Here is a 25,822-nt window from a genome sequence, read left to right on the forward strand (position 1 = left end):
TGAGCGGGTGGCCACCGTCATCGCCGGGCAGGCCGCACGGCTTGCCCGACGAAGCACTGTCGCGAGGACCGGTCCGCGTGTGGGACACGCGCCGGGTCGATGGCTCGTGGTCGCATGCGCGGTGGCGGTCGCGGCGTGTTCGAACGGGCCGGAGCCACAGCCGCGGCCCCTCGCGCTGGATCGCGTGATCTCCGACGGCCAGCTGCCATGGACCGACCGCCTGCTACCCCCGCAGATCCCGACGGTCGTCCCGCCCGGTCCGCCCGGCGCCGACCTCCCGAACGCGGGCGACGGCCTCAGCGTCCCCGGTGATCGCGTCGGGTTGTACGGCGGAAGCCTCGACCGGGTCCTGTGCGATCGGGAACGGCTGGTCGCAGACCTCGAGAGCGATCCCATCAAGATGCAGGCCTGGTCTGGCGTGCTCGATGTCGACGATGTGCGCAGCTACGTACGCACCCTCACGCCCGTACTGCTGCGCGCGGACACGAGGGTGACCAACTACGGCTACAGCGGAGAACGTGCCACGTCGTATCAGTCGGTGCTCGAAGCCGGGACCATCGTCCTCATCGACGACCACGGGACGCCACGGGTCCGGTGCGCACGGGGAAGCCCGCTGATCGATCCGCGGCCGAGTTCGGAGCCGGCCGCGACGGACGACGCGTGGCCCGGCTACGACGCCGAGCGACTGCTGGTCGTGCAACCCGCCCAGCAGCCGATGGCGCAGGTGACGGTCGTTGACCTGATGTCCGGGGGCCTGGCGGCCGTCCCGGTCGGGGCGGGACCACAGCAGCCCGCGGACCGACCCGGTCCACCGCCTCCGCTCCCACCCCCTGGCCCGCCGCCCCCGCCGCCTCCGCCCGTGGTGGAACCCGAACCGCTCGCGGTCGCGCCGCCCCCGGTCCAGCGGCAGGCGCCCGCGCCGCCGCCCGCGCCAGCACCGGCCCCCGAACCGCCACCACCGGCGCCGGAACCACCCCCGCCGCCCGCGCCGGTTCCCGTGGCCCCGCCACCACCGCCGCCGCAGATCCAGGTCCAGATACCGGGTCTGCCGCCGCTGGTGATCCCGGTGCCCTGACGCCCACGAGTCCCTGACGTCGGGACCACGGCTACGACGACACCGCTACGACAACACCTCGACGAGGGTCGTCTCGGTGTCGCCGATCATGTACTTCTCGATCGCGTCGAGGTGCTTGCGCCAGAACTCCTGTGCGGCGTTCGCATCGCCCTCGCGCAGCAGACCGAGCAGCTTGAGATAAGCGCGATGCGCCGCGCGGGCCGCCGGTCGCTCGTTGCCGCCGCCATGCGCGGCGATGAAGAGTGCATTGTGCGCGTCGATGATGTGCACCAACATCCCGCCGAGCACGGCGAGCGTCTGGTTCCCGGCGAGGTCGATCAGCGCCTGGTGGACATCGACGTCGTGGCGCGCGAACGCCGCGGAGTCCTCCACGAGATCTGCACCCGCCTCGATCAGTTCCGCGAAGGTCGCGAGTGCCTCACCGCGATTACCCTCGGCCAGCATTCCCACCGCGGACACCTCGAGCGATGCCCGCGCCCGGTACACGTCGACGAGCGGGGTGCCCTGGTACTGCAACAGCAGGCCGGTGTACCGCGCGGCCACCGACGCGTCCGGCGCCAAGACCCGCGCGCCGCCGTGCGCACCGCGCAGCACCGTGATGATCGATTCGGATTCGAGGATTCGGAATGCCTCGCGCAGGGTCGGCCGCGACACCCCGAACTGTTCCATGAGCACGGCCTCGTTTGGCAACGGGTCGCCCACGTTCAGTTCGCCGGTGATGATCCGTCGCCGCAGGTTGGCAGCCACCAACTCACCGGCCTTCGGCACCCGGACCACCGTCGACTTCGTTCCGGACGTCACTCGCACCCCTCGCTCCTTTTGGGTCACGCCCCGCGCTGACCAGGACGGATGACCGACCAAGGGTACAAGAGTTGACCGAATTGCTTGTTACCCGCTCTCCCCCTGCTCGCCCGACGAGAGGTAGGCACGCTGAACGGCGTCGAGGTCCGCGCCGATCTCGGCTGCGGTCCCCTCCAGCATCACCTGACCGCGGCGCATCACGTACACGCGATCCGCGACCCGCAGGACCTGGCGAACGTGCTGCTCAACCAGGAGCACGCCGAGGTTCTCGGTGTCCGCGGCCGCCCGCACCACATCGAGGAGTCGCGCCACGATCTGCGGCGCCAGCCCGAGGGACAGCTCGTCCGCCAGGAGCAGCTTCGGGTTTCTGACCAGTGCCCTTGCCAGGGTGAGCATCTGCTGCTCACCGCCGGACAACAGCCCGGCCGGACGCCCGAGCAGCGCGCGCAGCTCCGGGAACACCGCGCACGCGGCCTCCGCGCTGACGCCTGCCAATCGCAGGTTGTCCGCGGTCGTCAGCCCCATGATCACCGACCGCTCCTCGGTGACGTAGCTCAGGCCGCGCTTCGCCAGGGTGGCGAGCGACGCCCGCTTGTCGGAGCCGAGCACGGACACCCGGCCCGAGATCGGCGCCAGCTCGCCCGCCACCGTCAGCATGGTGGTGGACTTGCCTGCGCCGTTGGCCCCGATGAGCGCCACCACCTCCCCCGAACGCACGGTGATGTCGAGGCCGCGGCACACGACGGTCCCTCCGTACCCGGCGCTCAGGCCCTGGCACTCGAGCACCGCGGTGGACGGCATCGCCTTTTCCTGAGTGATCGTCATCGCGCTGCCTCCGTCGTCTCGTCCTCGGTACCCAGGTAGGCGTCGCGGACCGCCGGGCTGGCGGCGATCTCGTCCGGCGTCCCCGCCGCGATCACCCGGCCCGCCTCGAGCACCACGATCCGATCGCAGGTGGACATCACCAGACCCATGTCGTGTTCGACCAGCAGTACGGCGGCGTTGCGCTCGACCGCCAACTGCCTGATGCACAAGGCGAGCTCGCGGCTCTCCGCGTCGTCCAGCCCCGCGGCCGGCTCGTCGAGCAGCACAACCGACGGCCCGGACGCGACCGCCCTGGCGATACCGACCAACCGCCGCCTGCCGTACGACAGTTCACCGGGAAGCGAGCCCAGATCCCCCTCCAGCTCGAAGTCGCGCACCGCGGTGGACGCGCTCGGCGAGAGCGGATGGTGCCCCGGTCGGATCAGATCCGTCAGCCAGGTGCGCCACGTCGATTCGTCGGCGCCCGCGTGGATGTTCTCGGCGACGGTGATGTCCTCGAACAGTTCGAGGGACTGGAAGGAGCGCCGCAGTCCACCCTTCGACCGTTTCGCGGTCGACCATCCGGTGATGTCCTGCTCACCCAGCGTCACCTGCCCGGCCGCGGGGCTGACGAATCCGGTGATCGCGTCGATCACCGTCGTCTTGCCCGCGCCGTTCGGTCCGATCAGGCCGACCACCTGACCCGGTTCGACCGCGAGGTCGACCCCGTCGACGGCCGTGACCCCGCCGAACCGCACGGTCAGGCCCCGCACGGCGAGCGGCGTCGGCGTAGCGGTCCCGAGGGTCGTTTCGGCCGAGAGCTCTGGTGCCCGAACAGGTTTGCGCGTCGGCAGCGCCCGCATCCAGGGCTGCCTCTTGATCGCCGCACCGACCCGGGCGGCCATGTCGGCGATGCCGTTCTGATTGGTCAGCAGGATCACGATGAGCACGATCCCGCCGATCAACGTCGAGATGGCGCCGGTGGCGGAGCTGCTCTCCACCAATCGGCTGAAGAGGGCGCCGGGGGCCATCAAGGCCCCGATGACGCCGCCGATGACGAATCCGAGTCCGCCGGTCACCGCCTGCACCACGGCGTTGATCGACGCGAACACGTTGAACTCCAGGTAGGTGACCGCCGTGTTGCGCAGGCCGAGCAGGATGCCACCGACGCCGGCCAGCCCCGCCGCGACCGCGAACGCGTAGATCTTCACCGCGAACACGCTGATGCCGAGGGACGCGGCCGCGCGTTCGTTGGTGCGGACCGCGATCAGCCGCCTGCCGGTCCGAGACCGTCGCAGGTTCGCCACCATCAGCCCGCACAGCACGAGCACCACCAGGCACAGCAGGGCCCACCGCTCCGGGTACTCGGTCGCCGTCACCTCGAATCCGAACAGGCTCAGCTCCCGGATCCGCACCGCCCCGTCGATCTTGTCGCCGGTGAAGGTCGGATTGTTGAAGACCATCTCCTGGATCGTGAACCCGAGCCCGAGGGTGACAACCGCCAAGTTCACCCCGCGGGTGCGCAGCGCGGGTAGCGCGAAGACGACGCCGATCGCGATCACAGACCCGACACCGACGACCGCGGCCGGGATGAGCGGCCAGCCGGCCTGCCCGACCAGTCGCGCGGTGAACAGGGCGCCGAGTCCGCCGACGGTGTACTGGGCGAGTGAGAGTTGGCCTGCGAAGCCGGTCAGCACGACCACCGACAGCAGGAACACCGCCGCCGCGAGGGTCAGCGTCAGCGAGCGCAGCCAGTCGCCGCTGAAGGCGATGACCACGACCGCGAGCGTTCCGGCGACCACGGCCAGTGTGCGCCAATGGATCTGACCCGAACCCAGCCGTGGCATCCGTTCCGAGATGTGACTGCGCAGCGGCAGCCCCTTCCCGCGTACGACGAGCACCACGAGGATGACCAGGAACGGCACCGCGCGGTTGATGCCCGTCAGCGTCTCCAGCCCCAGCAGGTCGCGGATGCGATCCTGGTACAGCACGACCAGGCTCTCGCCCACGCCGAGGAGCAGCCCACCCAGCAGGGTCAGCGGGAACGACTTGAACCCGCCGAGAAGGGCGGCGGCCAACGCGGACACCGTGACGATGATGATGAAGGCGGTGGGGGTGAGTCCGGTGAGCGGAGCCACCAGGATTCCGGCCGTACCGGCCAGTGCGCCGCCGACGGTCCAGGTCAGTGCGGCCAATCGCTGGGGTGACCACCCGAGCGCGGCCGTGGCCCGTTCGTTCTCGGCCGCCGCGGTGATCGCCAGGCCGACCCGGGTGTATCGCGTCAGCCCCCAGAGCACCGCGGTCATACCGACCGCGATACCCAGCAGGATGAGCCGATCCTGCTGCACCACGACGTCACCCCAGTGGTAGGCGTCGTTCGGCAGATATGCCCGCACGCGAATGGATTTCGTTCCGTAGTACTGCTGCACGCCCGCCTGCAGAATGACGAGCAGGCCAAGCGTGGCGGCCAGCCGGACGATCGGTGCGGCGTTCGTCAGCCACCGCAGGACCAGCACTTGGAACAGCAGCCCGATGAGTCCGGCCACCAGCACGGCGACCGCGAAGGCCACCGGAAGCGACCAGTCGTACTCGCCCTTGAGCGTTTCCAGGCACACATACGCGGCGACCATCGCGATGGCGCCCTGGGCGAAGTTGACGACCCCGGATCCGCGGTAGACCAACACCACGCCGTGCGCCAACAATGCGTACGCCGAGCCCGCGCCGAGGCCGAGGATGGCGAACTGCAGGAATTCAGTCATTGGACTCTCTCCGTGGACTCGGGCGCGGTCCCCGCGTCACCGCAGGGACCGCGCCGGTCGTGCTACTGACCGCGCAGGTCGTACTGCTTGGGATCGGTGACCACCGTGTCACCGTCGAACTTCATCCGGTACATCATCGAGTTCGACACCCGCTGGAAGATCCCGAACGGCTCGACCGCGCCCGGGGTCCATGCCGGCACCAGGCCGAGCATGTCCAGGTCCTTGGCGGTCTCGAAACCCTGCATCACGGTGTTCGTGTTGACGGAACCGAGCCCCTGGGCCACCTGACTGAACGCACGCACCGAGAGCCACGAGAACAGCTCCGTGCCGGTGAGGTTCTCCCTCTCGAGCCCCTGCTCGCCGGAGGCCTCCATGTCCGCGAGGAACGGCTCGAGTCCGGGGAAGTCCTCGGTGCTCGACGACGGCGCCGGGACCGGGCTGGTGTACACCGCGCTGGTCGCGAAGGCTCCCAGGTTCTGCAGATCCGCCTGCGTGAACGAGGTGGCGGCGTTGCCGTAGCTCAGCTTGGACCCGAGCTGGTCGAAGGACTCGGCGATCTGGTTGGACTCGTTGGCGGTCAGGGCCATGATCACGCCCTGGGCGTCGTTGCGTTCGGCCGCGACGACGAACTGGGTGTAGTCGGTGGCACCGGCGCCGACCGCGACCTCGTTCACGATCTCGGCGCCCTTGGCCTGCACCGCAGGACCGAGCAGCTGGATGAGCATCGCCGCGACCGGGACGTCGGGTCGCATCAGCGAGAGCTTCGTCTTGCCCTCGGCGACCAGGGTGTCCACGAGCCCGTACAGCGTGAGCAGCGAGCCGGAGAACGGGGTGAACACGTTGGGTGCGGTGAAGTCGGCGATGTTCATCGGGTTCAGGCCGATTCGCGGGATACCCGCGGTCTGGAGGATCTGCGAAACCGATTCCGCGGAGGTGGGCGTGAAGTCCGCGAGAGTGGCGACAACCCCCTCCGAGACCATCTTGTTGGCGCAGTCGACTTCCTTGTTGGGATCACCCGTCGAGTCGCACTGGATCAGTTCGAGCGGGCGGCCGCCGACGCCGCCACGGGAATTCAGCGCGTCGATGGAGGCGGTCAGGCCCGCGGCCTGGGTGGCGACGGACAGACCGGCGGATTCGATGGGAATGATCTGCCCCACCTTGATCGGCTGACCGGTCGCGGCGCCTTCCGTCGATTCCGCTTCGCTGTCGCCACTACAACCGGCCGCGACGAGGCTCACTGCGGCGAGCGAGGCGAGAACGGGGGCGAGTCTCTTCAGTTTCACAGTGCGTCCTTCGAGGTAGGCAGCGAGTTGGCAGGAGCGTATGGGAATGCGCGACGTAATTTCGGCGGAACGGGGATTTTCGTTGCACCATGCGACGAATTCCGTCCAGCCCGGTTCCCGCTCCGCGGTCACCAGATCGGGCGCGTCACGGCTCAACGGCCCGCCGGGCCAGTTCCACGAGGGCCCCGACCACCTCCGCGCCGCCGATCAGTTCCGCGTCGTTGTGCCCGGCCCCCGGCACGGCGACCCGCACGACAGGCCCCCCTGCGCATTCGGCGACCCGCTCACTGTGGTCGGGCGGGACGATGGTGTCGGCGGTGCCGTAGACGACGGTCGTCGGCGCATCGATCCGCGCGACGGACTCCGCCACCGGGAAGCTGTCCCACAGCAGGAGCCGGACCGGCAGAAACGGATAGTGCCGCTGACCGAGGGTGGCCAGGTCGACGAATGGCGAGCGCAACAGCAGGCCGGCCGGGCGGTACTCCGTCGCGAGCTCCGTGACGACGCCCGTCCCCAGGCTCTCGCCGAAATACAGGAGCCGCCCCGGCGACACCGCCCTCTCATCGACGAGGTAGCTGCGGGCGGCCCTGGCATCGAGGGCAAGGCCCTCTTCGCTGGGGCGCCCGGGGTTGCCCCCGTACCCGCGGTAGTCGAAGAGCAGCGTTGCGAACCCGGCCACGGCCAACGCGCGGGCCAGCTGCGCACGATCTGCCCTGTTCCCCGCATTGCCGTTGGCGACGAGAACGGTCACGCCGCGATCGGCGGCGGTGGGCGGCACGTACCACGCGCCGAGCCGGAGACCGTCGGAGGTGGTCAACCAGACGTCCTCGGCGCGGTCCGTCACCTGCTCCGCCGGACCAGGCGCGGCGCCGTCGGGGAGGTAGATCAGCCGACGCTGACCCAGCCACAGGGCAACGAGCAGGACGGCGACCACGGCCACCGCCACCAGCGCGGTCCGCACGACCAACCCACCGGGGGCCATGCCCCCAGTCTCCCCGCTCGGGTCGGGCCGCACACCCGCCGCGGGGTCAGCGCTTCTGCTGGAGGTACCAGTCGATGAGCTCGGGCGCGTCGATCGCGCTCCGGTCGAGGATCCGGTCCGCGTCGGCGCCCTGGAACATTCGCTTGATCGGCACCTCCAGCTTCTTGCCGGTGCGAGTGTGCGGGACACCGGGCGCCGCGATGATCTCGTCGGGGACGTGCCGCGGCGACGCCTGCTCGCGGATCGTCGACTTGATCCGGTCCTCGAGCGCGCCGTCGAGCACGGCGCCGTCCGCGAGCACCACGAACAGCGGCATCCAATACCCGCCGTCCGGCTGCTCGGCCCCGATGACGAGCGCCTCGGTGATCTCGGGCAGGCGTTCGACGGCCTGGTAGATGTCGGCGCTACCCATCCGGATCCCGTTGCGGTTGAGCGTCGAGTCCGAGCGGCCGTGCATCAGCACGCTCCCCCGCTCGGTGATGGTGATCCAGTCGCCGTGCCGCCACACTCCGGGGAAATCATCGAAATATGCGTCGTGGTACCGCTTTCCGTCGGGGTCGTTCCAGAACCGGATCGGCATCGACGGCATCGGCTTGGTGATGACCAGTTCCCCCACGTCACCACGGATGGGCACGCCACCCTCGTCATAGGCCTCGAGCGCGACCCCGAGGAAGGGCGTGGACAGTTCACCCGGCCAGACCGGGACGGTGGGCGCGCCACCGATGAACGCGGAGACGACGTCCGTGCCGCCCGTGATGGAAGCCACTGGCACACCGACGTTCTCGGCAATCCACAGCGAGGACGACGCAGGCAGGGTGGACCCGGTGATCCCGACCGCGCGCAGCGCGCTCAGATCGTGGTCACGGCGCGGGACCACGCCCGCCTTCGCGCAGGCGAGCACATAACCCGGGCTGGTGCCGAGCACGGTGGCCCGGTGCCGCGCGGTGAGCGCCCACAGCGAATCGACGTCCGGGTAGCCAGGGTTGCCGTCGTAGCAGACGATGGTGGCGCCGACCAGCAGCCCGGCGACCTGGAAGTTCCACATCATCCAGCTCGGGCTGGTGTACCAGAAGAAGGTGTCCTCGGGCCCGATGTCCATCTGCAGGGCAACCGATTTCAGGTGCTCGAGGATCACGCCGCCGTGCCCGTGCACGATCCCCTTCGGCAGACCGGTGGTACCCGAGGAGAACACCACCCACAGCGGATGGTCGAAGTCGACGTCCACCGGTTCGAGCGGCGCCTCTCCCGCTGTCGCCTCCGCCCAGGACACGACGCCCTCGGGGTCGGCGTCCACACCGAGCCGCGGCACGAGCACGGTCGTCGTCAGGCTCGGCATCCCGGCCCGCAGTTCCGCGATGGAGTCACGGCGATCGTGCCCCTTCCCGCCGAAGCGGTAGCCGTCCGCAGTGATCAGGACCGACGGTTCGAGCTGGCCAAGTCGGTCAAGCGCGGCCGGGGCCGAGTAGTCCTGTCCGCAGGCCGCCCAGATCGCGCCGAGGCTCGCCGTCGCGAGGAAGGCCACGACGGTCTCCGGGATGTTCGGCAGGTAGCCGACCACCCTGTCGCCAGGACCGACCCCGCTCGCCCGCAGGGTCGCGGCAAGTGCGCCCACCTGCCTGCGCAGCTCCGCCCACGACATCGTGACGTCCTCGTCGGCCGTCTCGCCGGAATAGACGATGGCGGGCCGGTCCGCACGCTCGTTGCGCAGCACCTGGTCCACGTAGTTGAGCCGGACCCCCGGGAACCACACCGCCCCCGGCATCCGGTCCTGCGCGAGCACCTCGCCGACCGGCGTCGCGGACCGGACCTCGAAGTAGTCCCAGACCGACCGCCAGAAATCGTCGAGGTGTTCGACCGACCATCGCCACAGCGAGTGGTACTCGGGCACCGACACCGAGTACTCCCGCTCCACCCACGAGGCGTAATCGGTGATCCGGGCGTTCCGCACGTCGTCGCGTGTCGGTTCCCACTGCGGCTGTGGCGATTCCATGCGGTTCGTCCTCTCAGTCAGTCTGTTTTCGGCCCGAGGTCCTCAGTGAGGACCTCCTGCACCACTCGCATGGCGGCGAGCGCGGCTGGCGCGCCGCAGTACCCGCTGGTGTGGATGATCGCCTCGGTGATCTCCTCGCGGCTCAGACCGTTCCGGAGCGCCCCACGGACGTGCCCGCGCAGCTCCGAGTCCGCGCGCAGCGCCGTCAGCATGCCCAGGTTCAGCAGGCTGCGGTCCCGTCGGCTCAGACCGTCGCGGGTCCAGACCGAACCCCACACCGTCTCGGTGATGTGCCGCTGGATGGCCTCGCTGTCGGTGCCGAGGTCACGGGTCAGCGCGCGATCGACGAAGTCGTCGCCCATCACCTCACGCCGGACGGCGAGGCCGGCGTCGAACCGGCCGTCGCCCTCCGGCAGGCCCTCGACCCGTCCGGTCACTGCGCGGGGACCCGGATGATCAGGGCGTCACCCTGACCGCCGCCACCGCACAGCGCCGCCGCTCCGACGCCGCCACCGCGACGCTGCAGTTCCAGCGCCAGGTGCAGGGCGATCCGCGCGCCGGACATGCCGAGCGGATGTCCGACGGCGATCGCGCCGCCGTTCACGTTGACCTTGGCCGGGTCGAGTCCGAGCTCGCGGGTCGACGCGATGCCGACGGCCGCGAAGGCCTCGTTGATCTCGACGAGGTCGAGATCGGTCGGGGCGATGCCCTCCTTCGCGCAGGCCTTGGCGATCGCGCGCGCCGGCTGCGACTGCAGCGTCGAGTCGGGGCCGGCGACCACGCCGTGCGCGCCGATCTCGGCGATCCAGCTCAGGCCCAGCTCCTGCGCCTTGGTCTTGCTCATCACGACCACTGCTGCGGCGCCGTCGGAGATCGGCGAGGCCGAGCCTGCGGTGATGGTGCCGTCCTTGCTGAAGGCCGGGCGCAGCGTGCTCAGGGACTCGACGGTGGTGTCGGCGCGGATGCCCTCGTCCTCGGCGAAGACGATCGGATCGCCCTTGCGCTGCGGGATCTCCACCGGCACGACCTCGTTGTCGAACAGGCCGTTCTTCCATGCGCGCGCGGCGTTCTGGTGCGAGGCCGCAGCGAACGCGTCCTGCTCCTCGCGGGTGATGTGGGTGGCCTCCTGCTGGTTGACCTGTTCGGTCAGCAGCCCCATCGCCTGGTCGGTGAAGATGTCGTGCAGACCGTCGTACGCCATGTGGTCGCGCATGGTCACGTCGCCGTACTTGAAGCCCTCACGGCTCTTCTCGAGCATGTGCGGTGCGCGGCTCATCGACTCCTGGCCACCAGCGACCACGATGTCGAACTCCCCCGCGCGGATCAGCTGGTCGGCCAGCGCGATCGCGTCGACGCCCGAGAGGCACACCTTGTTGATCGACAGGGCCGGCACGTCCATCGGGATGCCGGCGGCCACGGCCGCCTGGCGCGCGGGCATCTGACCGGCGCCCGCCGTGAGCACCTGACCCATGATCACGTATTCGACGCTCTCGGGCGCGACGCCCGCCTTCTCCAGCGCGCCCTTGATGGCGATGCCGCCGAGATCGGACCCGGAGAAGCCCTTCAGCGAACCGAGGAGCCGCCCCATCGGGGTGCGGGCTCCGGCGACGATGACAGTGGACTCGGACATCAGCTTGCTGTTCCCTTCAGATTTCTCAGTGCCTTTGGATTTCACGGCCACCGAACTGTTCACAACGATTCACTCCTGCGGACGATCGCCTCCGCGTGCCGAAGCACCGGCGCGTCCACCATCTTCCCCTCGAAGGCGAATACCCCGCGCTCCTCGGACACCGCGGCGAGCACCCTGCGCGCCCAGGCGAGGTCCTCCGCGCTGGGTTCGTAGGCGGCCCGGATCACGGCGACCTGACTCGGATGGATCGCCACCTTGGCGTCGAACCCGACCGCGACCGCGTCGAGGGATTCGGCGCGGAGGCCGCCCTGATCCTTGATGTCGAGGTAGACCGAGTCCAGCGCGAACCGACCGTGCGCCTTGGCCGCGAGCAGCGATCCGGAGCGCACGTGCCGGGCCACGTCGCGATAGGAGCCGTCGGTGTGGCGGCTGGCGTTCCCGCCGAGCGCTGCCACCAGGTCCTCCGCGCCCCACATCACCCCGATCGCGTTCGCGACCTGTGCGGACTCGGCAACCGTCAGGGCGCCGAGCGGAGACTCGATCAGGGCGATCACCTCGCGCGGGGCCAGCGAGCGCACCTGTTCCGCCGACTCACACTTGGGCAGCATCACCCTGGGGTAGCGGGTCTGCAGCAGCGCCTCCAGGTCGAGCGCCTGATCCTCGGTGCCTGCCGCGTTGATCCGCACCACGGTGCGCTCGGGGTCGAGCGGGGTGTCGATCAGCGCGCGACGGGCCGCTGCCTTGTCCGCGGGGGCGACGCCGTCCTCGAGGTCGAGGATGACGACATCCGCTGCGGCCGCGGCCTTCGCGTAGCGCTCCGGCCGGTCCGCAGGGCAGAACAGCCAGGCCGGGCCGGGCGGTGCCCACGAGTCGGGGCCCGAGGTGTGACCGGAATTCGTGGTCATGACGGCCTCTTTCGCACCAGCGTCTTGCGCACCGCCGTCGCCACCACGTCGCCGTGCTGGTTCCGTGCGGTGTGCGCCAGGGTGATGATGCCCTCGCCCGGCCTGCTCTTCGACTCCCGCTTGTCGGTGATCACCGTCTCGGCGTACATGGTGTCACCGTGGAAGAGCGGCTTGGGGAACGAGATCTCGGAGAACCCGAGGTTGGCGACGATCGTCCCCTGGGTGAGCTGGGCAACCGACAGACCGACCAGGGTGGACAGCGTGAACATCGAGTTCACCAGCCGCTCGTTGAACGGCGGCAACTGCTCGCTGAAGGCGGCGTCCAGGTGCAACGCCTGGGTGTTCATCGTCAGGGTGGTGAACAGGACGTTGTCCGCCTCGGTGACGGTGCGACCGGGGCGGTGCTCGTAGACGACGTCGGTCTCGAACTCCTCGAACCAGAGCCCGCGCTGGACGACCCTCTTGCGGTCCGGCTCGCTCACAGCCCGGCCTCGCGCGCGATCAGCATCAGCTGCACCTCGGTGGTCCCCTCGCCGATCTCGAGGATCTTGCTGTCCCGGTAGTGGCGGGCGACCGGGTACTCGTTCATGAAGCCGTAGCCGCCGAAGATCTGGGTGGCGTCACGAGCGTTGTCCATCGCGGCCTCGCTGGCGATCAGCTTGGCGATGGAGGCCTGCTTCTTGAAGGGCTTGCCCGCCAGCATGAGTGCGGCCGCGTCGTAGTAAGCGGTGCGGGCGACGTGCGCGCGCACCTCCATCCGCGCGATCTTGAAGGCGATGGCCTGGTTGGCGCCGATCGGCTTGCCGAACGCCTCGCGCTCCTTGGCGTACTTGACCGACTCGTCCACGCAGCCCTGCGCCGCACCGACGCTCAGCGCCGCGATCGCGATCCGGCCCTCGTCGAGGATGCGCAGGAAGTTCGCGTAGCCGCGTCCGCGCTCGCCCAGCAGGTTCTCCTGCGGCACCCGGACATCCTGGAAGGTCAGCGGGTGGGTGTCGGAGGCGTTCCAGCCGACCTTGTTGTACGCCGGCTCCGCGGTGAACCCCGGTGTGGAGGTCGGCACCAGGATGGTGGAGATCTCCTTCGTGCCGTTCTCCTTCTCACCGGTGACCGCGGTGACGGTGACCAGCCGGGTGATGTCCGTACCCGAGTTGGTGATGAACTGCTTGTTGCCGTTGATGATCCAGTCGCCGCCGTCCTGCTTCGCGGTGGTCCTGGTGCCGCCCGCGTCGCTGCCGGCTCCCGGCTCGGTGAGGCCGAACGCGGCCAACGCCTTGCCACTCGTGAGCTGCGGCAGCCACTCCTGCTTCTGCGCCTCGTTTCCGAAGCGGTAGATCGGCATCGCGCCGAGCGAGACGCCTGCCTCCAGGGTGATGGCCACGGACTGGTCCACCTTGCCGAGCTCCTCGAGGGCGAGGCACAGCGCGAAGTAGTCGCCACCCTGTCCGCCGTACTCCTCGGGGAATGGCAGCCCGAACAGGCCCAGCTCGGCCATCCCGGCGACGACCTCGTACGGGAAGGTGTGGTTGGCGTCGTGCTCGGCGGCGACCGGCGCGACGACGGTCTGCGCGAAGTCGCGGACCGCCTTCGCGAGCTGCTGGTACTCGTCGGGCAGCGATCCGGAGGAGAGGTAATCGGTCATGACGCGGCGCCCTTCGTGGTCGTCTCTGCGAGTTCGGGTTGTCCTGAGTTATCGGGTGTTTCGGGTGCGTGCGGGATCACGCGAGCGAGGATCTGGTCGACCTTCACCTGGTCGCCCGCCGCGACGAGCAGCTCGACCGTGCCGTCGATGGGCGAGGTCAGCGAGTGCTCCATCTTCATCGCCTCGACCACGACCACCGCGGTGCCCGCGGTGACGGTCGCGCCGTGCTCCACGCCGACCGCGATGACGGCGCCCGGCATCGGGCTGGTGATCTCGGCCTCCCCCGCGTGCGCGTCGCCCGTGCGGACGCTGACCTCCCGAACCTCGCGCAGGACCGCGGTCCCGTCGCTGCCCGAGAGCCAGATGTGTCCGTCATGGGCGGCCACCAGGTAGCTCGCCCGCATTCCGTCCACCGCGACCGACAGCGTCGAACCGTCCAACGATGCTGTCAGCGTGCGTGTTTCACCGTCCTCCATCGACACCGTCGCGTCGCCGGGCGTGCCGACGATCCGCACGTGGTCGGTGCGGGCGGGCGAGGCCAGCCGGACGCTGGTCGGCGCAGCGGCGCCGACGCGCCAGCCGGTCGGCCGCGCCCACAGGTCGGCCTCGGCGCCCTGCGGCCAGCGCGTCAGCCACCGGTAGGCGCCTGCCGCGATGAACTGCGCGTCCGAGGCGTCGGCCGCGACGTAGTCCTCGAGCCTGCGGTCGAGCAGGCCGGTGTCGAGGCGGCCCGCGACGACGTCGGCGTCCGCGAGCAGGAACCGCGCGAAATCGATGTTGGTGACCACGCCGAGCACCGCGGTGTCGGCGAGCGCCCGGTCGAGCTTGCGCAGCGCCCCGGCGCGGTCGGCGGCGTGCGCGATCACCTTCGACAGCATCGGGTCGTAGTCGCTGCCGACCTCGGTGCCCGCCCGCAGGCCCGAATCGATCCGGATCCCTTGGCCGGACGGCTCCACGACGTCGAGGACAAGGCCGCCCGTTGGCAGGAAGCCGCGGGCGGGGTCCTCGGCGTAGACGCGGGCCTCGATCGCGTGGCCGGTCATGGTGATCTCGTCCTGGGAGATGCCGAGCTTCTCACCCGCGGCCACCCGGACCTGCCACTCGACCAGGTCGAGCCCGGTGACCATCTCGGTGACCGGGTGCTCCACCTGAAGTCGCGTGTTCATCTCCATGAAGAAGAACTCGTCGGGCCGGTCCGCCGACACGATGAACTCCACCGTTCCCGCGCCGGTGTAGTCGACGCTGCGCGCGGTGTTGCAGGCCGCCTCGCCGATCCGGGCGCGGGTGACCTCGTCGAGCAGCGGCGAGGGCGCCTCCTCGATGACCTTCTGGTGACGACGCTGCAGACTGCACTCGCGCTCTCCGAGGTGCACGACGTTGCCGTGGGTGTCGGCGAGGATCTGCACCTCGATGTGCCGAGGACGCAGCACGAACCGCTCGAGGAACAGGGTGTCGTCGCCGAAGGCGGATGCGGCCTCGCGGCGCGCGCTGGCCAGCGCGTCGGCGAGCTTGTCCGGCTCCTCGACCAGGCGCATGCCCTTGCCGCCGCCGCCCGCGGACGGCTTCACGAGCACCGGGTAGCCGATGTCCTCGGCCGCGGCGATCAGCTCGGCGTCCGTCAGTCCTGGCCTGGCGATGCCGGGCACCACCGGGACGTCGAACTCGGCCACCGCGTTCTTGGCGGTGATCTTGTCGCCCATCACCTCGATGGCCCGGGCGGAGGGCCCGAGGAAGGCGATGCCGGCGTCCTCGAGGGCGGCCGCGAAGGCTGCGTTCTCGGAGAGGAATCCGTATCCGGGGTGCACCGCCTGAGCGCCGGTCCGCTTCGCCGCATCGACGACCTTCGCGATGTCGAGGTAGCTCTCGCGCGCCGCCGCGGGGCCGAGCAGAACCGCGGTGTCGGCCTCGCGCACGTGTCGCGCGCCCGCGTCCGCCTCGCTGTACACCGCAACCGAGCGGATGCCCATGGCACGCAGGGTGCGGATGACGCGGACCGCGATCTCGCCGCGGTTGGCGACGAGAACAGTGGAAAATTCAGTCACTTCACTCACATCCTGAAGACGCCGTAGGAGACCGGCTCGAGCGGCGCCTGAGCGCACGCCGAAAGTGCCAGTCCTAGAACAGTTCTGGTGTCCGCGGGGTCGATGATTCCATCGTCCCACAGTCGGGCGGTCGAATAGTAGGGGTTGCCCTGCGCCTCGTACTGCGCGCGGATCGGCGCCTTGAAGGACTCCTCGTCCTCCGCCGACCACGGCTTGCCCGAGGCGTCGAGCTGATCGCTGCGGACGGTGGCCAGCACCGAGGCCGCCTGCTCGCCGCCCATCACCGAGATCCGCGCGTTCGGCCACATCCACAGGAACCGCGGCGAGTAGGCGCGTCCGCACATCGAGTAGTTGCCCGCGCCGTACGAGCCGCCGATCACCACGGTGAGCTTGGGGACCCGCGCGCAGGCCACCGCGGTCACCATCTTGGCGCCGTGCTTGGCGATGCCGCCCGCCTCGTAATCGCGGCCGACCATGAACCCGGCGATGTTCTGCAGGAACAGCAGCGGCACGCTGCGCTTGTCACACAGCTCGATGAAGTGGGCGCCCTTCATCGCGGACTCGGCGAAGAGCACGCCGTTGTTGGCGACGATGCCGACCGGGTGCCCGTGGATGTGGGCGAACCCGGTGACCAGGGTCTTGCCGTACTCGGCCTTGAACTCCTGGAACTCTCCCGCGTCCACGATCCGGGTGATCACCTCGTGCACGTCGTAGGGGGTGCGCGGGTCCGTCGGGACGACGTCGTAGAGCTCCGCCTGCGGAGCGATGGGCTCCACCGCCGGGATCACGTCCCACGGCCGGTCCGTGCGCGGACCGAAGGTGGCGACGATCCGGCGCACGATGCGCAGCGCGTCCTGATCGTCCTCCGCGAGGTGGTCGGTGACGCCGGAGACCTTCGAGTGCAGGTCACCGCCGCCGAGGTCCTCGGCCGTGACGACCTCGCCGGTCGCAGCCTTCACCAGCGGCGGGCCGCCGAGGAAGATGGTGCCCTGGTTGCGCACGATGACGGCCTCGTCGCTCATCGCGGGGACGTAGGCGCCGCCCGCGGTGCAGGAACCCATCACCGCCGCGATCTGCGGGATGCCCTTGGCACTGAGGTTGGCCTGGTTGAAGAAGATCCGCCCGAAGTGCTCACGATCGGGGAAGACGTCGTCCTGGCGGGGCAGGAAGGCTCCGCCGGAGTCGACGAGGTAGAGGCACGGCAGGTTGTTCTGCAGCGCGATCTCCTGCGCGCGCAGGTGCTTCTTCACGCTCATCGGGTAGTAGGTGCCGCCCTTGACGGTGGCATCGTTGGCCACGATGACGCACTCGCGGCCGGAGACCCGGCCGATGCCTGCGATCACGCCCGCGCCGGGGCACTCGTCGTCGTACATGCCGTTCGCGGCGAGCGGGGAGAACTCGAGGAACGGGCTGCCCGGGTCCAGGAGGGCGTCCACCCGCTCGCGCGGCAGCAACTTGCCCCTGCTCACGTGACGTTGTCGCGATTGCTCACTGCCGCCGAGCGCCGCGGTCGCGAGCCGCTCGCGCAGCTCGGTCACCAGGCGTACGTGCTCGCCCCGGTTGCGCTCCCCGTCGATGGTCATGTCGTCGCCCTGTCTGCTCGGATCGGCTCGCGGTCAGTTAATTGCCAATAACCGAATCTAAGATAACTATGATTAACTGAGTTGTCCAGACCCACAGGTTGAAGGGAGGTGTCGACGTGGCACCCGACGATTCGGCGCTGACCAAGCGCGGCCGCGCGAAGGCCGATCGCCGCCGGCAGCTCCTGCAGGCTGCCGCCCGCCTGATCGCCGAGCGGGGGTTCGCCGGGGTTCGTCTCGAGGACCTCGGATCCGCGGTCGGGATCAGCGGCCCCGCCGTCTACCGGCACTTCCCCAACAAGGAGGCGCTGCTGGTGGAGCTGCTGGTCGACATCAGCCGCCGCCTGCTCGAGGGCGCTATCGCGGTCGCCGACGCGGCCTCGAGCCCGGACGAGGCGCTCGCGGGACTGATCGAGTTCCACCTCGACTTCGCGCTCGGCGAGCCCGACCTCATTCGCGTGCAGGACCGAGACCTGGAGTCACTTCCCGTGGCCGAACGCAGGCAGGTCCGGCAGTTCCAGCGCCGCTACGTCGAGGTATGGGTCGAGGTCCTCCGGAAGGTCGACGCGGAGCTGGCGGAGTCGGATGCGCGGATCAAGGCGCACGCGACGTTCGGCCTGATCAACTCCACCCCGCACAGCGTGAATCCCTCCGCCCCCGCCCACACCCGCGCGGTACTGCGCGCGATGACGGCCGCGGCGCTCGCGCCCGGGGTGTAGCTAGGGTCCTGCGCATGACCGTCGCGAAATCCGTCGCCCTGTTCGTCGTGGCCGCCCTGCTGGAGATCGGCGGCGCCTGGCTGGTCTGGCAGGGCGTGCGGGAACACCGCGGCTGGATCTGGGTCGGCCTCGGCGTGATCGCGCTCGGCGCCTACGGGTTCGTCGCCACCATGCAGCCCGACGCGAACTTCGGCCGGATCCTGGCCGCGTACGGCGGTGTCTTCGTCGCGGGCTCATTGCTCTGGGGCATGGCCATGGACGGCTTCCGACCCGACCGATGGGATGTCACGGGAGCGCTGATCTGCCTCGCAGGCGTCGCCGTCATCATGTACGCGCCGCGCTGAGCCGATCCCGCGCGAACAGCACGGCGAGCAGCAGCGCCAACGCCACCGCGACCCACAGGCCGGCCAGCCCGACCCCGCGGTGCACCGCCGCGCCTGCGACCACCCCGAGCACCAGGCCGAGCCACAACCCGGCGAACCGCACCCACTCCCATCGCGGCCCGCCGGTCAGCGCCGCGGCGATGCGTTGCCCCAGCTTGACCAGCGTGCCGGTCATGTAGGTGAGGCTGATCGACGCCTCGCCGGTCCGCTCGAACACCGTGTTCTCGGCCCCCATCGCCAGCGCCAGCGCGGCGATCACCACCTGCCGCGGGCCGATGGCCGAGGCTGCCACCGCCGTCACCAACAGGCCCGCGACGAGGCACATCACGACCGCTCTGCGGCGCGCGCGAGCAATCCGCCCCAGCACCGAACCCAGCACCACACCGAGCACGAACAGCCCGATGACCGCGGCGCCGACAGCAGCGACGTGCCAGTGGCCGTCGACCGCACCGACCGCCATGCGGGTGGAGTTCCCGCTCATGAACGAGACGAAGAACCCGCCGAGGGTGATGTACCCCATGGCGTCGACGTAGCCCGCAAGGGCCGCGAGCAGCACCGCGAGGACGAACGTCCGGCGACCGACGTCGACTACCACTGGGTCCCCACCCGGACCGGTCGCCGACGCCGCGACAGCACGCAGGCCTCGGCTACTCCTTCCTGGTCAGGGCGGTGTAGCCGAGGGTCAGTGCGGCCGCCGCCGCGATGCTGATGATCCAGCGCCACCAATCGATGCCCTTCGTGTCGCCGGTGTCGCTGATCATGCCCCAGATCCAGTACCCGATGAGCGCGCCGGCGATGCCGAGCACGACGGTGATGACCCATCCCATTGCCTGCTTGCCCGGGATCACCAGGCGTGCGAGCACGCCGATGACCGCGCCGAAGATGATGGTGCCGATGATGTCGCCGATCATTGTTGGCTCCTCTCGTGCCACCTCAGTCGCGCGACTGCGTGCTGGGTTGTCGATCTTGATAGTGACACGGCGAGGTCCTCCAGAGGAACCCTCGCGTGGCCCCGACCCGGCGGTGCCCCGCCGTCCGGCCGAGGGAACCGGAGGGCGGGGCACCGAGGGGGACCGTCGGCCGGGCGACCCGGCCGGACGGTCAGGCGTGCACGATCACCCCGCGGATGTTCTTGCCGTTGCGCAGGTCCTCGTAGCCCTGGTTGACGTCCTCGAGGCGGTACTGCGTGGTGACCAGTTCGTCGAGCTTGAGCTGACCCGCGTCATAGAGCCGCAGCAGCTTGACGATGTCGTACTGCGGATTCATCGACCCGAAGAGCGAGCCCTTGATGGTCTTCTGGTTCAGCGTCAGGTCGCAGCCGGACACCTGCACCGTGAGCTTCGCCGGATCGGCCAACCCCGTGATGACGACGGTGCCGCCCTTGCCGATCACCGCGGTCGCCGCGGACACGACCTCCTCCTCCACCGTGCCGACCAGGATCAGGGCGGCGTCGGCGCCCTGGCCCCAGGTCAGTTCGTTCACCTTCTCCGCGGCGCTCGCCGCGTCGGCGAAGGCATGGGTGGCACCGAACTTCAGCGCGGTCTCGCGCTTGAGCGCAACGGGGTCGACGACGACCACGTACTTGCAGCCCGCGCTGACCGCGCCCTGCACGGCATTGATGCCGAGGCCGCCGACGCCGTAGATGACGGCGGTGTCTCCCGCGTGCAGGTTGCCGGCGTTGACCGCGGTTCCCCATCCCGAGGGGACCCCGCAGCCGACGAGCACGGCGGTCTCCAAGGGCAGCCAGTCATCGACCTTGACCACCGAATGCTGCGAGATGGTGGCCCGCTCGGCGAACGTGCCGAGCATGCACATCGCACCGAAATCGGTTCCCTTGGAATGGAACCGGAAGGTGCCGTCCGGCATCGAACCCTCCAGGATGGTGGCGCCCATGTCGCAGAGGTTCTGCCTGCCCGTCGAGCAGTACCGGCAGATTCCGCAGTTCGGGATGAAGCTGCACACCACGTGGTCGCCCGGCTTGACCTTGGTGACGCCGGGCCCGACCTCCTCGATGATTCCCGATCCCTCGTGCCCACCGACGATCGGATAGCGCGGCGGAAGGTCTCCGTCGGTCAGGTGCAGGTCCGAGTGACACAGCCCCGCGGCCGTGTACTTGATCAGCACCTCCCCCGGCCCGGGGCCGTCGAGCTCGAGCTCCATCAGTTCGAACGGCTTTCCGGCCTCGAGCAGGACTGCGGCGGTGGTCTTCATGTGTGATTCTCCTTCTGAGGACGGGCGGGTCAGAGTGCGACGTTGACGGATTTGGTGATGGTGTAGGCATCGAGTCCGGCCGCGCCCAGCTCGCGACCCCAGCCGGACTGCTTGTAACCACCGAAGGGCATGGCGGTGTCGAAGCCGTTGTACTGGTTGATCCACACGGAGCCGGCCTTGATCTGCCGCGCGGTGCGGTGCGCCTTGGAGATGTCGCGGGTCCAGATTCCCGCGGCGAGACCGTAGATGGAGTCGTTCGCGGCCGCGGCGACGCCTGCCTCCGCGTTGAACGGCAGGGTCGCGACCACCGGGCCGAAGATCTCCTCGCGGACGATGCTGAACTCCGGCTTGACGTCGACGAAGACGGTCGGCTCGACGAAGTAGCCGGTCTCGCCCCAACGCTTGCCTCCGGTCAGCGCCCTTGCGCCGTCCGCCAGACCCTCGCGCAGGTAGCCGGTCACCTTGTCGAACTGTTCCTTCGAGACGAGCGGGCCGAGCTGGGTGGCCGGGTCGAGGCCGGGCCCGATCTTCACCTGGCTCGCCGCGTCAGCGACCGCCTGGGTGAACTCGTCGAAGATCTTGTCCTCGACGAACAGTCGCGTACCCGCGACACAGCACTGGCCGTGGTTGAACAGCCAGGCGTTGAGCGAACCCTCCACGGCGGCATCGAAATCGGCGTCCGCGAAGACGATGTTCGGGCTCTTGCCGCCGAGCTCGAGCGAGACCTTCTTCAGATTGCCCTTGGCGGCATCGACGATCTTCTTCCCGACCTCGGTGGAGCCGGTGAAGGCGATCTTGTCGACGTCGTCGTGCGCGGACAATGCGGCGCCCGCGTCGCCGAATCCGCTGATGATGTTCACGACGCCGGGCGGGAACCCGGCTTCCTGGAACACCTCACCGAGCAGCAGCGCCGTCAGCGGCGTCTGCTCGGCCGGCTTGAGGATGACGGTATTGCCTGCGGCGAGGGCGGGCGCCAGCTTCCACGAGGCCATCAGCAGCGGGAAGTTCCACGGCACGATCAGCCCGCACACCCCCACCGGCTCGCGCAGCGTGTAGGCGTGGAACTGGGCGCCGGGCGCGAAGGGCATCGACACGTTGACCGTGCTGCCCTCGATCTTGGTTGCCCAGCCCGCGTAGTAGCGGAAAACATCTGCGGCCCATGCCACGTCGACCGCGCTGGCGATGCCCGCCGACTTGCCGTTGTCCAGCGCCTCGAGCTGGCCGAACTCCTCGGCCCGCTCGCTGAGGATGTCACCGACACGCCAGAGCAGGCGCTCGCGCTCGTTCGGCTTCATGCCCGGCCACGGGCCGTCGTCGAACGCGGCCCGCGCCGCACGCACCGCCCGGTCGACATCCTCGGCCTGGCCGTGCGCGACCTCGGTCAGCGCGTTCCCGGTCGCGGGGTCGTAGGTCGGGAAGGTGCGCCCCGAGGCGGCCGGGGTCCATTCGCCGCCGATCAGCAGCTTCTTCGGTCCGCCGGTCAAGAACGCATGAACCTCGGACTTGAGCGGGAAATCGGCGATCGCCGTCATCGGTTCCTCCTGCGAGAAAGTAGGTGTGTGATGCACGCCATACTTCGCCGGTTCCGATGCGGATAACTGTGCGACTTCCGGACAGCCTCAGGGGGTCACGTCGAGCGCGCGGATTCTCGAATACAGTGTGCTGCGGCTGATTCCGAGTTTCGCGGCGGCATGCACCTTGTTCCCGCCACATTCCTGCAACGCATCGATGATCGCCTGGCGTTCCGCACGCTCGCGGCCCGCGAGGCGGGTGACCCGCGAGCTGGTCCGGTACGCGTCGGGCAGGTCCGCGAGCCCGAGTCTGGTGCTCGCCCGGTCCCGCGCCGTCCTGGCCAGCACCACCCGCAACTCGGTCAGGTTGCCCGGCCACTCCCCCGCCACCAACGCCTCGAGCGCGGTCGAGGTCAGGCTCAGCCCTGGCTCGATCTCGTCGAGCATCGCCTGGGCGATCTCCGGCAGTTCGCCGATCCGCTGACGCAACGGAGGCACCACGATGCGTTCGGGGCACCGCGCGATCATGGCCGCTGTCGCAGGGGGTAGATCCTCGATCGGGCCGCTCGTCAGCACCATCCGGGGTCCGCCCTGGGCCGGCAGGAGGTCGGTGACCACGGGCAGTGTCGCCGCGGGCAGCAGGTCCGCGTGTTCGACGGCCAGCACACCGCCGGTCGCGGCCGCCTGCTCGAGCAGCGCCGACAACCATCGGTCGATCCCGACGATCGGTATCCGGGAGGCATCCGTCCAGTGCACGGGGTCGGCGCCCGCGAGGTCGCGCACGGCAGTGGTGCGGCCCGAACCGGACTCGCCGACGATCGCAACGGCCTCGGCACTCCCGCGCACCCGGCGCAACTCCTCGCGCGCCCGGTCCGCGACACCCGCACCGTCGGGGCGGCGCCGGATCGGCACATGCGGTCGGTGTACGTGCTCGACCAGAAACAGTGTGCCGCCGTTTGTTCCGGCGATCCGGTCGGCCTGCACCGTCGCCAGTTGCCCGGACGCCAACTCGAGGTCCACCGTCCGCGACTGGTCCGGCAGGAGATCGGCCGCGAGCCCGCGCAGCGCGGCGTGGTCGGCCACGTCGAGCAGATCGAGCACGGTCCGGTTGCTGAGCAGGATGTCCTCGCCGATAGCGGCGACGGCGACATGGCGCTGGGGCGAGACCCGCTGGAAGGCGTCCACCAACCGCTGCTCCGACGCCCGCGACCCCTCGAGCAGCCGACGCTCGATGTCCGCAGCGGCGCGTTGCAGAAAGGGCGCGAACAGCGAGTTCGCCCGCGGGGCAATACAGGTCATGTCCAGGATCCCCTCGACCCGGTGCGTCACCGGATGCAGGATCGGGTGCCCGTAGCAGCTCAGACCCTTCAAGCGCTCCAGATAGTGCTCCTCCCCGTTGATGACGATCCCGCGCCGCACCTCGACCGGGGTACCGATCGCGTTGGTGCCCGCGGTGTCCTCACCGAACCGCGAGCCGATCACCGCACCGAGTTTCTCCAGGTGCCGCTCGACCTGATGGTTGTCGAACACCCGGGCCACGATCCGGCAATCGCGATCGGCGAGCAGGAGGCACAGCCCCGTGCCCGCGATCTGGATGGCGACCTCGTCGAGGATCGGGCGGGCGGCCCGCAACAGCCGACTGGAGAGGTCCAGGTCGGTGGCCGGGTCGGCGTCGAACCCGTCCCCGGGGCCGACGCCGCTCAGCGCGGATCGCTTCCAGGACAGCGCGATCTCGGGCCGGACCGCCGCCCGCCCGTCCGTCTCGCCGGGGTTCATCGGCCGGCCCTAGCCCTGGCCGATCAGGTCGAGAGACTGCTCACGCATCTCGATCTTGCGGATCTTGCCGGTCACCGTCATCGGGAATTCGTCCACCACGTGGACGTACTTCGGGATCTTGTAGTGCGCCAGCTTGCCCGTGCAGAAGGCCCGCACCGAGTCCGCGTCCAGCTCGAGCGCGCCCTCCCGCATCCGGATCCACACCATCAGCTCCTCCCCGTACTTCTCGTCCGGCACGCCGATCACCTGGGCGTCGAGGATGTCGGGGTGGGTGAACAGGAACTCCTCGATCTCCCGCGGGTAGATGTTCTCGCCGCCCCGGATCACCATGTCCTTGATCCGGCCCGTGATCGCCACATACCCGTCGGTGTCCATCACCCCGATGTCACCGGTGTGCATCCACCGCGCCGCATCGATCGCCTCCGACGTCTTCTCCGGGTTCTCCCAGTAGCCGAGCATCACCGAATACCCACGCGTGCACAGCTCACCCGCCTCCCCGCGCGGCAGCGTCAGCCCCGTCGCCGGATCGACGATCTTCACCTCCAGATGCGGCCCCACCCGCCCCACCGTGGACACCCGCTGCTCGATGCTGTCGTCCGAGCGGGTCTGCAACGACACCGGCGACGTCTCGGTCATCCCGTAACAGATCGACACCTCCGCCATCCCCATCCGCTCGATGACCTGCTTCATCACCTCCACCGGGCACGGCGAACCGGCCATGATCCCCGTCCGCAGACTCGACAGATCGAAACTGTCGAAATCCGGATCCGCCAGCTCGGCGATGAACATCGTCGGCACCCCGTACAACGACGTGCACCGCTCCGCCTGCACCGCCTCCAGGGTGGCCTTCGGATCGAACGCCGGACCCGGGATCACCATCGTCGCCCCGTGGGTGGTGCACGCCAGATTGCCCATCACCATCCCGAAGCAGTGATAGAACGGCACCGGAATACACACCCGGTCCGCCTCCGTGTAGTGACACAACTCCCCGACGAAGTACCCGTTGTTGAGGATGTTGTGATGACTGAGCGTCGCACCCTTCGGAAATCCCGTTGTCCCCGAGGTGTACTGGATGTTGATCGGATCATCGGCGGAGAGCTTGGCCTGCGCGGTCGCCAGCATCGAGGGGTCGGCGGCCTGGGCAGCGGTCCCGTCCTCGACCAGCGCCTGCCAGTCCGTGCTGCCGAGCAGGATCACCGCTTCCAGGTCGGTGCACTGCGGCCGGACCGTCTCGATCATCCCGGCGTAGTCGGAGGTCTTGAAGCTCGGCGCGGCGACCAACATCTTGATGCCGGCCTGGTCGAGCACGTACTGCAATTCGTGCGAGCGGTAGGCGGGGTTGATGTTCACCAGGATCGCGCCGATCTTCGCGGTGGCGAACTGGATCAGCGTCCACTCCGGACAGTTCGGCGCCCAGATGCCCACCCGGTCGCCAAGGCCGATCCCGCGCTGCAGCAGACCCGCCGCGACGCCGTTCACGTCGACGGCGAGTTCGGCGTAGGTCCATCGCCTGCCCGATGGCCGGTCCACGAGCGCGTCACGGCCGCCGTGGGCCGCGACCGTCCGATCGAAGTTGTCCCCGATGGTGTCGCCCAGCATGGGGGCATCCCAGACTCCCGAGGCGTAGCTGGGCAGTGCGGTGCTCATGTGTTTCCTCTCCTGGGCGCCGGCAGCGCCTCGGGGAGGGCTCGCCGTGGCGAGCCCTCCCGTGGTCGAACCTACTCGTGTT

The 25,822-nt window shown here is 69.4% G+C and carries 22 protein-coding genes; 3 read left to right on the forward strand and 19 right to left on the reverse strand.

Going from position 1 to position 25,822, the window contains the following annotated elements:
- Positions 1-7 precede the first annotated feature (7 nt).
- Positions 8-1,075 carry a DUF6777 domain-containing protein gene (locus RM1_RS26365; protein WP_072750912.1) on the forward strand — a complete coding sequence of 356 codons (1,068 nt, stop codon included), beginning with the start codon at positions 8-10 and terminating at the stop codon, positions 1,073-1,075.
- A gap of 45 nt (positions 1,076-1,120) precedes the next feature.
- On the opposite strand, the gene RM1_RS08605 is transcribed toward RM1_RS26365, so the two are convergent.
- The 13 genes from RM1_RS08605 to RM1_RS08665 all read right to left on the reverse strand — a co-directional run bounded on the left by RM1_RS08605 (position 1,121) and on the right by RM1_RS08665 (position 17,496).
- Positions 1,121-1,876 carry a FadR/GntR family transcriptional regulator gene (locus RM1_RS08605; protein WP_092667760.1) on the reverse strand — a complete coding sequence of 252 codons (756 nt, stop codon included), beginning with the start codon at positions 1,874-1,876 and terminating at the stop codon, positions 1,121-1,123.
- Positions 1,877-1,963: 87 nt separating this feature from the next.
- On the reverse strand, positions 1,964-2,701 hold the full coding sequence (locus RM1_RS08610) for an ABC transporter ATP-binding protein (RefSeq protein ID WP_245816156.1): 738 nt from the start codon (positions 2,699-2,701) through the stop codon (positions 1,964-1,966).
- Positions 2,698-5,439 carry a branched-chain amino acid ABC transporter permease/ATP-binding protein gene (locus RM1_RS08615; protein WP_072750913.1) on the reverse strand — a complete coding sequence of 914 codons (2,742 nt, stop codon included), beginning with the start codon at positions 5,437-5,439 and terminating at the stop codon, positions 2,698-2,700. The genes RM1_RS08610 and RM1_RS08615 overlap by 4 nt, the downstream gene beginning before the upstream one ends.
- A 62-nt stretch (positions 5,440-5,501) precedes the next feature.
- Positions 5,502-6,722: an ABC transporter substrate-binding protein gene (locus tag RM1_RS08620; RefSeq protein WP_072750914.1), complete on the reverse strand. Its 1,221-nt coding sequence runs from the start codon at positions 6,720-6,722 to the stop codon at positions 5,502-5,504.
- Between the two features lie 145 nt (positions 6,723-6,867).
- On the reverse strand, positions 6,868-7,704 hold the full coding sequence (locus tag RM1_RS08625; protein WP_072750915.1) for an alpha/beta hydrolase: 837 nt from the start codon (positions 7,702-7,704) through the stop codon (positions 6,868-6,870).
- A 46-nt stretch (positions 7,705-7,750) separates the two neighbouring features.
- Positions 7,751-9,694, reverse strand: coding sequence for an acetoacetate--CoA ligase (locus RM1_RS08630; RefSeq protein ID WP_072750916.1), 1,944 nt, complete (start codon positions 9,692-9,694; stop codon positions 7,751-7,753).
- A gap of 17 nt (positions 9,695-9,711) precedes the next feature.
- A complete protein-coding gene (locus RM1_RS08635) occupies positions 9,712-10,056 on the reverse strand; it encodes a carboxymuconolactone decarboxylase family protein (RefSeq protein ID WP_072750995.1) in 345 nt (114 codons plus the stop codon).
- Positions 10,057-10,127: 71 nt separating this feature from the next.
- Positions 10,128-11,324 carry an acetyl-CoA C-acetyltransferase gene (locus RM1_RS08640; protein ID WP_072750917.1) on the reverse strand — a complete coding sequence of 399 codons (1,197 nt, stop codon included), beginning with the start codon at positions 11,322-11,324 and terminating at the stop codon, positions 10,128-10,130.
- A gap of 59 nt (positions 11,325-11,383) precedes the next feature.
- Entirely contained in the window at positions 11,384-12,229 is an 846-nt protein-coding gene (locus RM1_RS08645) for an HpcH/HpaI aldolase/citrate lyase family protein (protein WP_072750918.1), read from the reverse strand.
- Positions 12,226-12,711 carry a MaoC family dehydratase gene (locus RM1_RS08650; protein WP_072750919.1) on the reverse strand — a complete coding sequence of 162 codons (486 nt, stop codon included), beginning with the start codon at positions 12,709-12,711 and terminating at the stop codon, positions 12,226-12,228. Before RM1_RS08650 ends, RM1_RS08645 begins: the two co-directional genes overlap by 4 nt.
- On the reverse strand, positions 12,708-13,871 hold the full coding sequence (locus RM1_RS08655) for an acyl-CoA dehydrogenase family protein (protein WP_072750920.1): 1,164 nt from the start codon (positions 13,869-13,871) through the stop codon (positions 12,708-12,710). Before RM1_RS08655 ends, RM1_RS08650 begins: the two co-directional genes overlap by 4 nt.
- On the reverse strand, positions 13,868-15,913 hold the full coding sequence (locus RM1_RS08660) for an acetyl/propionyl/methylcrotonyl-CoA carboxylase subunit alpha (RefSeq protein ID WP_072750921.1): 2,046 nt from the start codon (positions 15,911-15,913) through the stop codon (positions 13,868-13,870). Before RM1_RS08660 ends, RM1_RS08655 begins: the two co-directional genes overlap by 4 nt.
- Positions 15,914-15,918: 5 nt before the next feature.
- Positions 15,919-17,496 (reverse strand): carboxyl transferase domain-containing protein, encoded by a 1,578-nt coding sequence (locus tag RM1_RS08665; protein ID WP_072750922.1) that lies wholly within the window; start codon positions 17,494-17,496, stop codon positions 15,919-15,921.
- A 116-nt stretch (positions 17,497-17,612) separates the two neighbouring features.
- Between RM1_RS08665 and RM1_RS08670 the strand changes: the two genes are divergently transcribed.
- Together RM1_RS08670 and RM1_RS08675 are read left to right on the forward strand one after the other, a co-directional pair.
- Entirely contained in the window at positions 17,613-18,212 is a 600-nt protein-coding gene (locus RM1_RS08670; RefSeq protein WP_092667761.1) for an SACE_7040 family transcriptional regulator, read from the forward strand.
- Between the two features lie 14 nt (positions 18,213-18,226).
- Positions 18,227-18,556: a YnfA family protein gene (locus RM1_RS08675; protein ID WP_027500562.1), complete on the forward strand. Its 330-nt coding sequence runs from the start codon at positions 18,227-18,229 to the stop codon at positions 18,554-18,556.
- On the opposite strand, the gene RM1_RS08680 is transcribed toward RM1_RS08675, so the two are convergent.
- The 6 genes from RM1_RS08680 to RM1_RS08705 all read right to left on the reverse strand — a co-directional run bounded on the left by RM1_RS08680 (position 18,537) and on the right by RM1_RS08705 (position 25,740).
- Positions 18,537-19,190, reverse strand: a complete 654-nt coding sequence (locus RM1_RS08680; protein ID WP_072750924.1) for a YoaK family protein — start codon at positions 19,188-19,190, stop codon at positions 18,537-18,539. The two genes, RM1_RS08675 and RM1_RS08680, sit on opposite strands and share 20 nt — an antisense overlap.
- A gap of 52 nt (positions 19,191-19,242) precedes the next feature.
- Positions 19,243-19,506: a GlsB/YeaQ/YmgE family stress response membrane protein gene (locus tag RM1_RS08685; protein ID WP_174562934.1), complete on the reverse strand. Its 264-nt coding sequence runs from the start codon at positions 19,504-19,506 to the stop codon at positions 19,243-19,245.
- A gap of 190 nt (positions 19,507-19,696) precedes the next feature.
- Positions 19,697-20,806, reverse strand: a complete 1,110-nt coding sequence (locus RM1_RS08690; RefSeq protein WP_072750925.1) for an NDMA-dependent alcohol dehydrogenase — start codon at positions 20,804-20,806, stop codon at positions 19,697-19,699.
- Between the two features lie 29 nt (positions 20,807-20,835).
- Positions 20,836-22,338 (reverse strand): aldehyde dehydrogenase family protein, encoded by a 1,503-nt coding sequence (locus RM1_RS08695; RefSeq protein ID WP_072750926.1) that lies wholly within the window; start codon positions 22,336-22,338, stop codon positions 20,836-20,838.
- Between the two features lie 87 nt (positions 22,339-22,425).
- Positions 22,426-24,093 carry a sigma-54-dependent Fis family transcriptional regulator gene (locus tag RM1_RS08700; RefSeq protein WP_072750927.1) on the reverse strand — a complete coding sequence of 556 codons (1,668 nt, stop codon included), beginning with the start codon at positions 24,091-24,093 and terminating at the stop codon, positions 22,426-22,428.
- A gap of 9 nt (positions 24,094-24,102) precedes the next feature.
- Positions 24,103-25,740 carry an AMP-binding protein gene (locus RM1_RS08705; RefSeq protein WP_072750928.1) on the reverse strand — a complete coding sequence of 546 codons (1,638 nt, stop codon included), beginning with the start codon at positions 25,738-25,740 and terminating at the stop codon, positions 24,103-24,105.
- Positions 25,741-25,822 lie beyond the last annotated feature (82 nt).

The sequence above is a fragment of the Rhodococcus maanshanensis NBRC 100610 genome (genome assembly GCF_001894865.1).
Classification (GTDB): domain Bacteria; phylum Actinomycetota; class Actinomycetes; order Mycobacteriales; family Mycobacteriaceae; genus Rhodococcus_G; species Rhodococcus_G maanshanensis.